The organism is Streptomyces boncukensis, assembly GCF_011045075.1.
Taxonomy (GTDB): Bacteria; Actinomycetota; Actinomycetes; order Streptomycetales; family Streptomycetaceae; genus Streptomyces; species Streptomyces boncukensis.
This window is the reverse complement of the sequence record NZ_JAAKZZ010000186.1, coordinates 1-12935: the sequence shown is the minus strand read 5'-3', so window position 1 is coordinate 12935 and position 12935 is coordinate 1. Positions and strand designations below refer to the sequence as shown.

13 protein-coding genes are annotated in these 12935 nt (G+C 74.4%); 4 read left to right on the top strand and 9 right to left on the bottom strand.

Going from position 1 to position 12935, the window contains the following annotated elements:
- Together G5C65_RS18715 and G5C65_RS18710 are read left to right on the top strand one after the other, a co-directional pair.
- Positions 1–419 (top strand): VOC family protein (locus G5C65_RS18715; RefSeq protein WP_241265894.1); only part of this gene is annotated, 419 nt, incomplete at its 5' end.
- Between the two features lie 203 nt (positions 420–622).
- Positions 623–2032 carry a pyridoxal-dependent decarboxylase gene (locus tag G5C65_RS18710; RefSeq protein ID WP_165300008.1) on the top strand — a complete coding sequence of 470 codons (1410 nt, stop codon included), beginning with the start codon at positions 623–625 and terminating at the stop codon, positions 2030–2032.
- Positions 2033–2304: 272 nt separating this feature from the next.
- Here the strand turns inward: G5C65_RS18710 and pheT are convergent, their stop codons facing one another.
- The 7 genes from pheT to infC all read right to left on the bottom strand — a co-directional run bounded on the left by pheT (position 2305) and on the right by infC (position 9600).
- Positions 2305–4845, bottom strand: a complete 2541-nt coding sequence (gene pheT, locus G5C65_RS18705; RefSeq protein ID WP_165300007.1) for a phenylalanine--tRNA ligase subunit beta — start codon at positions 4843–4845, stop codon at positions 2305–2307.
- Positions 4845–5966 (bottom strand): phenylalanine--tRNA ligase subunit alpha, encoded by a 1122-nt coding sequence (pheS, locus tag G5C65_RS18700; RefSeq protein ID WP_165300006.1) that lies wholly within the window; start codon positions 5964–5966, stop codon positions 4845–4847. The genes pheT and pheS overlap by 1 nt, the downstream gene beginning before the upstream one ends.
- A gap of 186 nt (positions 5967–6152) precedes the next feature.
- A complete protein-coding gene (locus tag G5C65_RS18695) occupies positions 6153–7229 on the bottom strand; it encodes a sensor histidine kinase (RefSeq protein ID WP_165300005.1) in 1077 nt (358 codons plus the stop codon).
- 92 nt (positions 7230–7321) lie between these two features.
- Positions 7322–8122, bottom strand: a complete 801-nt coding sequence (locus G5C65_RS18690; protein ID WP_165300012.1) for a TrmH family RNA methyltransferase — start codon at positions 8120–8122, stop codon at positions 7322–7324.
- Between the two features lie 117 nt (positions 8123–8239).
- Positions 8240–8623: a 50S ribosomal protein L20 gene (gene rplT, locus G5C65_RS18685; protein ID WP_165300004.1), complete on the bottom strand. Its 384-nt coding sequence runs from the start codon at positions 8621–8623 to the stop codon at positions 8240–8242.
- Positions 8624–8668: 45 nt separating this feature from the next.
- Complete coding sequence (gene rpmI / locus G5C65_RS18680; RefSeq protein WP_165300003.1) at positions 8669–8863, bottom strand: 50S ribosomal protein L35; 195 nt, start codon at positions 8861–8863, stop codon at positions 8669–8671.
- Between the two features lie 113 nt (positions 8864–8976).
- Complete coding sequence (infC, locus tag G5C65_RS18675; RefSeq protein WP_165300011.1) at positions 8977–9600, bottom strand: translation initiation factor IF-3; 624 nt, start codon at positions 9598–9600, stop codon at positions 8977–8979.
- A 352-nt stretch (positions 9601–9952) separates the two neighbouring features.
- Here infC and G5C65_RS18670 point away from each other — a divergent pair, with 352 nt between their 5' ends.
- Positions 9953–10345: a DUF1844 domain-containing protein gene (locus G5C65_RS18670; RefSeq protein WP_206441975.1), complete on the top strand. Its 393-nt coding sequence runs from the start codon at positions 9953–9955 to the stop codon at positions 10343–10345.
- A 91-nt stretch (positions 10346–10436) separates the two neighbouring features.
- On the opposite strand, the gene G5C65_RS18665 is transcribed toward G5C65_RS18670, so the two are convergent.
- Both G5C65_RS18665 and G5C65_RS18660 read right to left on the bottom strand, forming a co-directional pair.
- Entirely contained in the window at positions 10437–11210 is a 774-nt protein-coding gene (locus G5C65_RS18665) for an MIP family channel protein (RefSeq protein WP_165300002.1), read from the bottom strand.
- Positions 11211–11354: 144 nt separating this feature from the next.
- The gene (locus tag G5C65_RS18660) at positions 11355–12155 is read right to left on the bottom strand and encodes an SseB family protein (RefSeq protein ID WP_165300001.1); all 801 of its coding nucleotides are present in this window, start codon (positions 12153–12155) and stop codon (positions 11355–11357) included.
- A gap of 35 nt (positions 12156–12190) precedes the next feature.
- Here G5C65_RS18660 and G5C65_RS18655 point away from each other — a divergent pair, with 35 nt between their 5' ends.
- A complete protein-coding gene (locus tag G5C65_RS18655; RefSeq protein WP_338146518.1) occupies positions 12191–12901 on the top strand; it encodes a serine hydrolase in 711 nt (236 codons plus the stop codon).
- Positions 12902–12935: the final 34 nt, after the last annotated feature.

Sequence of the window (12935 nt, the reverse complement as noted above, 5' to 3'; positions counted from 1 at the left end):
ACGATGAATTCCGTACGCGGGCGGAGTCCACAGGGCAGACGGACAGCACACGCGACGGAAGGTGGTCCACCATGTCCTTCACCCACGTACTCGCGGTTGCCCCGGTAGGCGACATCGACTCCGCCGTGGCCTGGTACGAGCGGCTCTTGGGGAGGCCGGCCGACGCGAGGCCGATGGCGGGACTCGCCGACTGGCACGTCTCCCCGTCCGGCTGGATCCAGGTGTTCCACTCGCCGGAACACGCAGGGGCCTCCCTGCTCAACCTCGTGGTGGACGACCTGGACGCGGAGCTGTCGGAGCTGTCCGGCCGCGGCATCACGGCCGGCCCGGTGCAGCCGGGCTCCCGGAACGTACGGTTCGCCGCCGTCCACGACCCGGACGGCAACCGGGTCACCCTGATCGAGAACCCGGCCTCGTAGCACCGGTGCCCGGGTGCGGGCCCGTCAGGGTGGACCCCGCAGGGACGGCGGCGGACACGGCGGAGGCGGGCGCGGCGGACGGCGCCCCTCCGCCCGGCCACTGCTGTGCGATTGGCCCGGTACCGGCCCGCCGGGCCGGACTACGGTGTGCCCGCGTTGCCGCCACTGGAACCACGGAACCACCGGAACCACCTGGAGCACCTGTGCATCCTCTGTTGTCCGCCGACCTCGACCGGTTTCCCGCCCTGCTCGACGCCGCCCGCCGGGCCGGGCTGGAGACGCTGCTCGGGCTGGACGACCGCCCGGTGACCGGCGTGGAGACCGCCTCCCCTGCGCACGCGCTGCCCGCGGAGGGGACGGGCGGCGAGGGCGCGCTCGAACGGTTCGCCGGCGACTGGGCCCCCGGGTTCTCCGCGAGCCCGGGTCCGCGCTATCTGGGCTTCGTGACCGGAGGGGCCACGCCTGCCGCCGTCGCCGGGGACTGGCTCGTCAGCGCCTTCGACCAGAACGCCATGGTGCACGGCGGCTCGGCCGCCGCCGCGCTGGAGCGGGAGACCGTCGGCCATCTGCGGGAGCTGCTCGGACTCGGCCCGGAGCACCAGGGCTCCTTCGTCACCGGTGCGACCATGTCCACCACCGTCGGGCTGGCGCTCGGACGCGAGTGGCTGGGCGAGCGGCAGGGTGTCTCGGTGGCCCGGGACGGACTCGCCGCCCTCGACGGGCCGGTCACCGTGCTGTCCGGCGCCCCGCACTCCAGCGTGTTCAAGGCGCTCTCCATGCTGGGGCTGGGCCGGGGCACGCTGCGGACGCTGCCGCTGCTGCCCGGCAGGGAGGCCGTGGACCCGGCCGCGCTGGAAGCGGCGCTGGCGGAGCTGAACGGCCGGCCCGCCCTCGTCGTCGCCAACGCCGGAACCGTGAACACCGGCGACTTCGACGACCTGCGCGCCATCCTCGCGCTGCGTGAGCGCTACCCCTTCTGGCTGCACGCCGACGCGGCGTTCGGCGGCTTCGCCGCGCTCGCACCCACCCACGCACACCTGGTGGACGGGCTCGGTGCGGCCGACTCGGTGTGCGTGGACCTCCACAAGTGGCTCAACGTGCCCTACGACGCCGCCGTGCAGTTCACCCGGCACCGGGAGCTGCAGGTGCGGGTCTTCCAGAACGGCGCCGCGTACCTGGACGCGCCCGAGGCCGCCGGGGACATCGACTTCGCCCACCTCTCCCCGGAGAACTCCCGCAGGCTGCGGGCCCTCCCCGCGTGGTTCTCGCTGACGGCGTACGGGCGGGAGGGACACCGCGAGATCGTCGAACGCAACCTCCGCTGCGCCCGGCTGCTCGGCGACCGGGTCACCGCGCTGCCGGGCCTGCGGCTGCTGGCCCCGGTACATCTCAACATCGTCTGCTTCACCCTGGACACCGGGGACGGCGGCCCGCCCGGGGCCGAGCGGGTGCACGCCCTCGCGCGGGCCGTCGCGGACTCCGGCGAGGCGTATCTGACGCCGACGGTCCACGCGGGGGTGCCCGCGCTGCGGGCCGCCTTCAGCAACTGGCGTACGCGGGAAGAGGACGTGGAGCGGGTCGCGGCCGCCCTGCGCCAGGCCCTCGCCGGGTAGGCCCGGCAGGACGCGTCACCGTTCCGCCGGGCCGCTCCGGCGGAACGTGCTGGGCGGGGGCTGCCCCGGCCGGTGCATCGCAGTCCACAGCCGGGATGGGGGTCCCCCCTGCTCGAGCGAAGCCGAGAGCTTGGGGGAGGCTGGTCGCGCAGTTCCCCGCGCCCCTGAAGCGCCCCTGCGGGGCGCCAGGGCGCGCCCTGCGACGGCACAGCACGGGGCAGCCCCGCCCCAGCTGCCCCGGCAGCGGGCGACCAGGAGCTGCCGGGCCCTCCCTACGCGCCCCGCAGCACCGCTCCGGTGCGCTCGACGGCGGCGGCCACGGCCGCCTCACGGGCGACGCTCGCCTCCTCCGCCTTGAGCGTGCGGTCCTTCGCGCGGAACCGCAGCGCGTACGCCAGGGACTTGCGGCCCTCCCCGAGCTGCTCGCCGGTGAAGACGTCGAACAGGCGCAGCGACTCCAGCAGCTCCCCGGCGCCCGCGCGCAGCGCCGCCTCGACCTCGGCGGCCGGGACGCCGGCGTCCACGACGAGCGCGACGTCCTGGGTGGCCACCGGGAACGTGGACACGTGCGGCGCCGGCACCCGGCCGCTGCCCGCGCGCTCGACGAGGTCGAGGTCCAGCTCCATCGCGCAGGTGCGGTCCGGCAGGCCGAGCGCCTTCACGGCGCGCGGGTGCAGTTCGCCCGCGTGCCCCGCAAGGGTGCGCGCGCCGTCCAGCTCGACATGGAGCGCGGCGCACCGGCCGGGGTGCCAGGGTTCGGACCGCGCGGCCTCGACGACGAGTTCGGCGCCCGCCTGGCGGGCGACCGTGCGGGCCGCCTCGACGGCGTCGGCCCAGCCGGCCGCGCGGCCGCTGCCCCACCAGCCGTCCCGCTCGCGGGCTCCGGCGAGCACGGCCGCGGCGTGCCGCGGCTGCCGGGGCAGCGTGGTGTTCTGCGCGGCGATCTCCTCGTCCGTGGGGCGGCGCTCGACGGGCAGCCGCACGGCGTCCGTCTCCTCACCCGTACGCAGGAAGACCAGCCCCGTCTCGAACAGCGCGAGGTCCTGGGCGCCCCGCCCGTGATTCCGGCGCAGCGCGGTCAGCAGACCGGGCAGCAGCGTGGTGCGCAGCCCCGGCTCCTCGTCGGAGAGCGGGTTGGCCAGCGCGACCGTGGCGCGGCGCGGGTCGCCGGGGGCGAGCCCGAGCTGGTCGAAGACGGCGCTCCCGACGAACGGGTAGTTCAGCGCCTCCACATAGCCGGCGCCGGCCAGCGCCCGGCCGACGCGGCGGTGCAGCCGCTGCCGCTCGGTCAGGCCGCGGCTGGCGGGCGGCGAGGGGAGGGTGGACGGCAGGTTCTCGTACCCCTCCAGCCGGATGACCTCCTCGGCGAGGTCGTTCGGGTCGGTGAGGTCGGGCCGCCAGGACGGCACGGTCACGGTCAGCTCGTCCTGGCCGTAGACGTCGCAGCCGACCTGCTGGAGGCGGCGGGCGACCGTCTCCCGGCCGTAGGAGACCCCGGCGACGCGGTCGGGGTGGTCGACCGGGATCTGGATGGTGCGCGGCGCGGACGGCACGCTGACCTCGGTGACGCCCGCCTCCGCCGTACCGCCCGCGAGCAGCACCAGCAGGTCGACGGTGCGCTGCGCCGCCGCTGCCGCCGCGTGCGGGTCGACACCGCGCTCGAAGCGGCGGGACGCCTCGGAGGACAGCTTGTGCCGGCGCGCCGTGCGCGCGATGGCGACCGGGTCGAAGTGCGCCGCCTCGACCACCACGTCCGTGGTGCCGCCCGCCTCGTCGGCGCCGGTGTCGGCGATCTCCGTGTTGGCGCCGCCCATGACGCCCGCGAGGCCGATCGGGCCGCGGTTGTCGGTGATGACCAGGTCCTCGGCGTCCAGGGCGCGCGCGGTGCCGTCGAGGGTGACGAGCTGCTCGCCGGGGGCGGCGCGGCGCACCCCGATGGGCCCGTCCACCCGGGCGCGGTCGTAGGCGTGCAGCGGCTGGCCCAGCTCCAGCATCACGTAGTTGGTGATGTCGACGGGCAGCGAGACCGGGCGCATGCCGGCCTTCTGCAGCCGCCGCTGGAGCCAGAGCGGCGAGTGCGCCCCGGGCCGCAGCCCGGTGACCGTGCGGGCCGCGAACCGGTCGCAGCCGCGCCGGTCGGCGACCTGGACCGGGTAGCCGTTCTCGTTGGGCGGCGGCACGTCCAGCAGGGCGGGGTCGCGCAGCGGCAGGCCGTAGGCGGTGGCCGTCTCACGGGCGAGGCCGCGCATGGACAGGCAGTAGCCGCGGTCCGGCGTGACGGCGATGTCCAGCACCTCGTCGACGAGCTGGAGCAGCTCGATCGCGTCCGTACCGGCCTCGTGCTCGGGCGGGAGGACGAGGATGCCCTCGTGGTCGTCGCCCATGCCCAGCTCGCGGGCCGAGCAGATCATGCCCTCGGACATCCGGCCGTACGTCTTCCGGGCGCCGACCTCGAAGCCGCCGGGCAGCACGGCGCCCGGCAGGACGACGACGACCTTGTCGCCGACGGCGAAGTTGACGGCGCCGCAGACGATGTTCTGCGGCTCGCCGCTGCCTCCCCCGGGCTCCGTCCCCGAGGTGCCCCCGGCCCGGCCGACGTCGACCTGGCAGTAGCGGATGGGCTTCTTGAACTCGGTGAGCTCCTCGATCGCGAGGACCTTGCCGACGACCAGCGGGCCCTTGAGCCCGGCGCCGAGCTGGTCCACGGTCTCGACCTCCAGCCCGGCGGCGATCAGCCGGGCCGCGACATCGCGTCCGGTCTCGCCGGCCGGCAGGTCCACGTACTCCCGGAGCCACGAAAGCGGGGCCCGCATCAGATCTCCATCCCGAACGGCAGGGTGAAGCGCACATCACCCTCGACCATGTCTCGCATGTCCTCGACGTTGTGGCGGAACATCAGCAGCCGCTCGATGCCGAACCCGAAGGCGTAGCCGCTGTACCTGCCCGGGTCGACGCCGCAGGCGGTCAGCACCCGCGGGTTGACCATGCCGCAGCCGCCCAGCTCGATCCAGCCCTCGCTCCCGCAGGTGCGGCAGGGCCGGTCCGGATCGCCGACGGAGGCGCCCCGGCACACGAAGCACACCATGTCCATCTCGGCGGACGGCTCGGTGAACGGGAAGTACGAGGGCCGCAGCCGGGTGCTCAGGCCCTCCCCGAACAGCGCCCGCACCATGTGGTCGAGGGTGCCCTTGAGGTCGGCCATGGTCAGGCCCTCGTCCACCGCGAGCAGCTCGACCTGGCTGAAGACCGGGGTGTGGGTGGCGTCCAGCTCGTCGGTGCGGTAGGTGCGCCCGGGGCAGATCACATAGACGGGCAGCTCGCGCGCCAGCAGGGAGCGGATCTGCACCGGCGAGGTGTGGGTGCGCAGCACGACGCCGGAGTCCTCGCCCTCGGTGCGCCCCTGGACGAAGAAGGTGTCCTGCATGGAGCGCGCGGGGTGGTCCGGGCCGATGTTGAGCGCGTCGAAGTTGAACCACTCGGTCTCGGCCTCGGGGCCCTCCGCGACCTCGTAGCCCATCCCGACGAAGATGTCCTCGATGCGCTCGGACAGGGTGGTGATCGGGTGCCGGGCGCCTTCGGGCACGCGGTCGTACGGCAGGGTGACGTCCACTGCCTCCTCGACCAGCACGCGCTCGTCGCGCTCCCGCTCCAGCTCCTCCTGCCTGGCCTTCAGCGCCTTGTTCACGGCGCCGCGCGCCTGGCCGACGCGCTTGCCCGCCTCCGCCTTGGCCTGCGGGGGCAGCGCGCCGATCTCGCGGTTGGCGAGGGCGAGCGGGGAGCGGTCGCCCGCGTGGGCGGCCTTCACCTCGCGCAGCGCGCCGAGGTCGCCGGCCGCCGCGACGGCGGCGAGCGCCTCGTCCTTGGCCCGGTCGATCTCTTCCGGTTTCAGTGCCTCGACCTCGACAGGGTCGTACGACTTATTGGGTGCCGACATCTCTTCCCGTGTTTCCGATTGGCCCCCAGCCACCGCTGGGAGGTGCCCCCTGGCTGCGCTCTGCCCCACGACGGCGTGCCAGGGATCGAGTCTAAGGGGGCACGCGGAGTGGCTGGTGCGCGGAGGCGGGTGCAGGGAGGCGGAGCGCGCTCCGCCGGCCGGGAAGCCCGGGGGCGCCGGCGGCGGTCAGAACATGAACGCCGGGGTGCCCACGGGCAGGATAAATCGGAAGCGGGCCCCGCCCACCGGGGAGCGGCCGACGCTGATCGAGCCGCCGTGCGCCTCGATGATGCCCTTGACGATATAGAGGCCCAGGCCGGTGCCGCCCCTGCGGTTGCCCCGCCAGAAGCGGGTGAAGACGCGGCTCATGGACTCCTCCGGAATGCCTGACCCCTCGTCGCTCACGGTGACCGCCGTTCCGGTGCACCGTCGCTCGCGCGGCGCCGACGAGGGCGCCACCTCGATGGTGACCGTTCCCTCGCCGTGCCGCACCGCGTTTTCCAGCAGGTTGCCCAGCACCTGGTCGATCTTGTCCGGGTCCGCCCACAGCGCCGGCAGCGGGTCGGCGATCCGGGTCACGAAGCGAGCGGCGGGCTGTCCGGCCGCCGTGTGGGCCTCGACGTGCCGCCGTACGGCCGCCGCCATGTCGACGGGCTGGCGGCGCACCTCCAGGCGGCCGGAGTCGATGCGCGAGATGTCGAGCAGCTCGGCGATCAGCCGGGTGACGCGGTTGGCGTCGGCGTCGACGGTCTCCAGCATCAGCCGCTTCTGGTCGTCGGTGAACCGCTCCCACTTCGCCAGCAGCGTCGCCGTGAAGCCCTTGACGGAGGTGAGCGGGGAGCGCAGCTCGTGCGCGACGGTGGCGATCAGCTCGGCGTGGCTGCGCTCGTTGCGCCGCCGCGCCTCGGTGCCGCGCAGCGCGACGACGACGCGCCGCACCGGGCCCAGCGGGCGGGCGCGGACGTAGCGGGCCGAGACCAGCACCTCGCGCCCGCCGGGGAGCAGCAGGTTCCGCTCGGGCTGCCCGGTGCGGATGGCGAGCCCGGAGTACGGGTCGGTCACCTGCCACCAGCGCTCCCCGTCCAGGTCCTCCAGCGGCAGCGCGACATGCAGCGGACGGCCGACAGCTTCGGCCGAGGGGGTGCCGGTGATCCGGACCGCCGCCGCGTTGAAGCAGACGACGGTGCCGTCGGCGTCGGCGACGACCAGGCCGTCCGGCAGGTCGTCCGGGCGGAGTCCGCCGAGCGATGCGGCCGCGTCCATCTCCGCTCCCCATCCTTTCCGTGCGCTCTCCCTGCGCCCTGGCGGGCGCTCCGAACCGTACCGGTTCCCCGGGCCGGGGAGGAGCGCCGCCGTCAGGCGGTCCGCTGGGCGCGGGCGGTGGCGTAGAGGCAGACGGCGGCCGCGGTGGCCAGGTTCAAGCTCTCGGCCCGGCCGTGCAGCGGCACCCGCACCACCTCGTGAGCGAGCGCGCGGGTCTCCTCCGGCAGGCCCCACGCCTCGTTGCCGAAGATCCAGGCGGTGGGCCGGGCCATGGTGCCCTCGTCCAGTTCCTGGTCGACGTCGCGGACGCCGCTGCCGTCGGCGGCCAGCACCCGCACCCCGGCCTGTGTCAGCCCGCGCACCGCGTCCGCCGCGGAAGCGCCGACGGCGACGGGCAGATGGAAGAGCGAGCCGGCGGAGGCCCGCACGGCCTTCGGGTTGTAGATGTCGACGGAGGCGTCGGTGAGCACCACGGCGTCCGCGCCCGCGGCGTCCGCGCAGCGCAGCACGGTGCCCGCGTTCCCCGGGTCGCGCACGTGCGCGAGCACGGCGACCAGTCGGGGGCGTGCGTCCAGCACCGCGCGCAGCGGGACGTCCAGGAACCCGCACAGGCCGACGACGCCCTGCGGGGTGACGGTGTCCGCCATCTCCGCCACGACCTCCTCGGTCGCCGTCAGGACGGGGACGCGCGCGGCGCGGGCGGCGTCCAGCAGCTCCGCGTGCCGCTCGGCGGCCTGCGGCGTGGCATAGATCTCGACGAGGTGTGCGAGCGCCTCCCGCACGGCCTGCGGCCCCTCGGCGAGGAACCGGCGCTCCTTGCGGCGGAAGGCCGGCTTGTGCAGCTTGCGCGCGGCGGTGACGCGGGGCGAGCGGAGGGAGGTCAGCTCGGGCATGGCGGCGGTGGGCTCACTTCCGTTGACACAGAACTCGCCGCCGCGGCGCGGGGCCACGGCGGCGAGGGTCCGGCCGCGGGCCGGACGCATCGGCCGAGAGATCCGGCCGGCTACGGCTCACGCAGCGTTGGGCGCGTTCACATCGCTCGGCAGCGCCTTCTGCGCGACCTCGACGAGCGCGGTGAAGGCGTTCTGGTCGTTGACGGCGAGCTCCGCCAGCATCTTGCGGTCGACCTCGATGTTGGCGGCCTTCAAACCCTGGATGAAGCGGTTGTAGGTGATGCCGTTGGCGCGGGCCGCGGCGTTGATCCGCTGGATCCACAGCTGCCGGAAGTCGCCCTTGCGGCGCTTGCGGTCGTTGTAGTTGTAGACGTAGGAGTGGGTGACCTGCTCCTTCGCCTTGCGGTAGAGCCGGGAGCGCTGGCCGCGGTAGCCGCTGGCCTGCTCCAGGATCGTCCGGCGCTTCTTCTGAGCGTTCACTGCCCGCTTGACGCGTGCCACTTGTCTGTCTCCTTTGAACGATGGGGGACCCGGTCGAGCGGGGTCTTACTTGCCGAGGAGCTTCTTGAGCTTCTTGGCGTCGGCCGGGGCCACCTCGGTCTTGCCGGCGAGGCGGCGCGTCAGCGTGGACGGCTTGTGCTCGAGGTAGTGGCGGCGACCGGCGCGCTGGCGCATCACCTTGCCGGAACCGGTGAGCCTGATGCGCTTGCGGGTGCCACTGTGCGTCTTGTTCTTTGGCATGTCGCCGTTCTCTCCTCGTCGCTGGCGGCCCTGTCGCACCGGTCTGTTTTCCGGCACGCCAAAGCGCCCTGTTGTTCGTATGGGAAATGCCGGGGGTGGGTGCCCCGGGGGGCTCACGCCTCGGCAGGCTCCTCGGCGGGGCTGTCAGCGGGAGCGGTCTCCTGCTGCCGGCCGCCGGCCTTGCGGGCTGCCTGTGCCTCCCGCGCCTCGGCCATGGCCTCGGTCTTCTTCTTGTGCGGACCGAGAACCATGATCATGTTCCGGCCGTCCTGCTTCGGGTTGGACTCGACGAAGCCCAGGTCAGCCACGTCGTCGGCGAGCCGCTGCAGCAGCCGGTAGCCCAGCTCGGGGCGGGACTGCTCACGACCGCGGAACATGATCGTGATCTTGACCTTGTCACCCTGCTTGAGGAACCGGACGACATGACCCTTCTTGGTGTCGTAGTCGTGCGGATCGATCTTCGGCCGGAGCTTCATCTCCTTGATGACCGTGTGCGCCTGGTTCTTGCGCGCTTCACGGGCCTTCATGGCCGACTCGTACTTGAACTTTCCGTAGTCCATGAGCTTGCACACCGGCGGACGTGCGTTCGCCGCGACCTCGACCAGGTCGAGGTCGTATTCCTGTGCGAGCTCCAGGGCCTTGGCAAGCGGCACGATGCCGACCTGCTCGCCGCTGGGACCGACGAGTCGCACCTCTGGGACACGAATCCGGTCGTTGATGCGGGGCTCGGCGCTGATGTGGCCTCCTCGGGTACACCGCGCGGCGGCCTGGCGGACTGCCGCGCATGAGTCTGCGTAAAAGTGTGACTACCGCCCGGACAACGCAAAACGCCCCGGGACAGTACGCAGGCGGGGCTCCTCACGATCGGGAGCACCGCCGCGGGTCACCACGGGGCGCAGCCTGACCTTGACCCGCGGCCCACAGGGCCGCCAGGTGGGAGTGCGGAGCCTCCACTTGCGGGCCGGTGTCCGCCGCGGGGGCGGATTCCAGCCGGTCGATATCCCAGCATACCAGGGGCGGCGGAATGTGCGTCCCGCTGCGCCGCACGGGTGTGCGGGCGCGCCGAACCCGGGCATTAGGGTGACCCGTATGAGCGACGCACCGGCCGCCGGGCCCGGGGCCTCCGGCCCCGCCCCGCACCAGCCCAGCACCGACTTCGACGCCCTGACCCGCGATATCGCGGAGGTCCCGGCGGTCGAGGTGATCACCACCGTCGCGGTGCACCTGATGAGCTCCGCCGCCGTGAACCTCGGCCTCGCCGAGGAGGGCGAGCAGCACAAGGACCTGGACGAGGCGCGGAAGCTGATCCAGGCGCTCGCCGGGCTGGTGACCGCGAGCGCCACGGAGATCGGCTCGTACCACGCGGCGCCGCTGCGGGACGGGCTCAAGTCGCTCCAGCTGGCCTTCCGGGAGGCGTCCGCCGTGCCGGACGAGCCGGGCCAGGGCCCCGGCGAGAAGTACACGGGACCGGTCTTCGGCTGAGCCGCCCCCGCCGGTCCCGCGCCGCCCCGCGCCGTCCCGCACGGGACCGCGCCCCGCACGGCGGCCCACCCGCACGCGTACGTACGCGCGGTCACCCGCGCTGCCGCTGCGGCGCGTGCAGGCCCAGGACGCCCTCCGGCTGCGGGTGGGTGAGGGCGTGGACGACCGCCGCGAGGACGCCGCCGACCAGCGGGGCCACGATGAACAGCCACAGCTGGGACAGCGCGGCGCCGCCCGCGAACACCGCGGGCCCCAGGCTGCGGGCCGGGTTCACGGAGGTGCCGGTCAGCGGGATGCCGATCAGATGGATGGTGCCCAGCGCGATGCCGATGGGCAGCCCGTCGAAGCCGGTCACGGCCACCCGGTGGGTCACTCCGAGCACCACGTAGACCAGCAGGAACGTCAGCACCAGCTCGGAGACGAAGGCACCGCCGGTGTTGATGTGCACCGCCGAGCGGTCGCCGAAGCCGTTGCTGCCGAACGTCTCGCTGGTCTTCAGGCCCGGCACCTGCTTGGCGACGAGGAAGAGCAGCGCGGCGCCCGCGATACCGCCGACGAGCTGCGCGATCCAGTACTTGACCGCCGTCTCCAGGCTGATCCGGCGGGCCATGAGCACGCCGAGCGTCACGGCCGGATTCACATGGCAGCCCGAGATCGGACCGAGGGTGTACGCCAGCGCCAGCAGTGTGAAGCCGAAGGCCAGCGCGATGCCCAGGGTGCCGATGTACTCCCCCGCCAGCACGGCGGCGCCGACGGCGAAGAAGACCAGCAGCAGAGTGCCGACGAACTCGGCGGCCAGCGGCTGCGGCGAGCGTTCCAGGTCCCGCAGCTCGGGCACCTTGAACTCCGGTGACTTGACCTGCATGGCGACCTCCCGTGGGGGTCGTAGGAGGTTCCGGGGGCCGGTCTCCCCCGGCACACCTCCTGAGTGTCCGCCGCGGTTCGGGGATCCGCACGTCGGCGGGTACCGGGCCGGGCAGGGGCTGCCCCGCACGTCCCTGGGCGGCCCTCAGCGCTGGTAGAGCGCGTCCTCGGGCAGCGCGCTGCCCGGCGGCAGGACGGCCACGTCGAGGCCGTGGACGAGGCGGGCGCGGAGCGCCTCCGCCGCCGCGAGCCGCTCGGCGACCCGCCGCGCGACGGCGCTGACGTCGCAGTCCGGCGTCAGGACGAGCGCCAGGGTGCCGTCCGACGCCGCTCCGTCCGGCCGCGTACCGTCCGACCGCGTGCCGTCCGACCCCGTGCCGTCCGGCCGCCCCGTGCCGCCGGGGGCCAGATGGGCGCCCAGCACCTCCGGCTCGGCCGCGAGCACGGCGCGGAGCGCCCCGGTGACGGCGGGGTCGGCCGCGGGCCGTACGTCCGTGCGCCCCCCGGCCGCCGCGTACAGGGCCGGGCCGCTGAGCTCGTAGGCCACCGGGCCCGCGACGTCCAGCACGAGGGCGCCCGCGCCCTCGTGCGCCAGGGCCTGGAGCGCCTGCGCGAAGCCGACGGCGACCGGGCGGGCGTCGGCGCGCCAGCGGGCGAGGGCCTCGGTGGAGGTGAAGGCGGGCAGGGCGCGGCGCTCCCCGGACGCGTTGAGGGTGGGGACGGCCATCTCGCTGGTCTTGTCCCGGCGCAGCCCGTCCTCGCCGGTCTCCGCCTCGGTGAGGACCGCGACGACGGGGACGAGGAGGCGGGCGTGCGGCAGGGCCGCCAGGACGGCGGGCTCGTGCGCGGGGTCCGCGTGCCACGCCGCGAGGGCCTCGGCGAGGGCCGGGTCGGCGGAGCCGTCATCCTGGGAGAAGGCGTGTTCGGGAATGTTCTTGGGCGCCACGCTGGGAGGCTACCGCCATGGGGAGGAGGCCGGGTGTGCGGGTGTCCATAGCCGCGCGGGACGTCGGCACCGGACGGACGGTGTACGCGGGCGGCGCGCTCTACGTGTCCGCCAGCGTGGTCAAGCTGGAGATCCTCGCGGCGCTGCTGCTGCAGCGGCCCGCGCCGGAGGCGCGGGAGCGGGAGCTCGCCGCCGCCATGGTGGAGCGCAGCGACAACGAAGCGGCCGGCGCCCTGTGGCGGTCGATCGGCGGGAGCGCGGGGCTCGACGCGGCCAGCCGCCGGTTCGGCCTCACCCGCACCGTGGGCGGCGACGGCGGCTGGTGGGGGCTGACCCGCACCACTGCGGCCGACCAGCTCGCGCTGCTGCGCGGCGTGTACGGCGACGCGCCCTCGCCGCTGACGCCCGCGGCCCGCGCGTACGTCCAGGAGCGGATGGCCCGCGTCGTCGGGACGCAGCGGTGGGGCGTCTCCGCCGCCGGGGAGTCCACGGCGGGGCTGAAGAACGGCTGGATGCCGCGCGCCGCCACCGGGCTGTGGGTGGTGCACAGCGCCGGACGGGTGACGGCGCGGGGCCGCCCGTATCTGCTGGCCGTGCTCTCGGACGGGCACCCGGGCCGCGACGAGGGAATCGCGGCCGTGGAGCGCGCGGCGCGGGCCGCCGTCAGCGCGCTGCGCGCCCGCTCCCGAAGCGGCGGCCGGGAAGCCGGGAGCGGGGGTCGGGAGGCGGCGGGGATTTCACCGTGAGACCGCCGGTCAGCGGATCCGGCGGGTCCAGCGG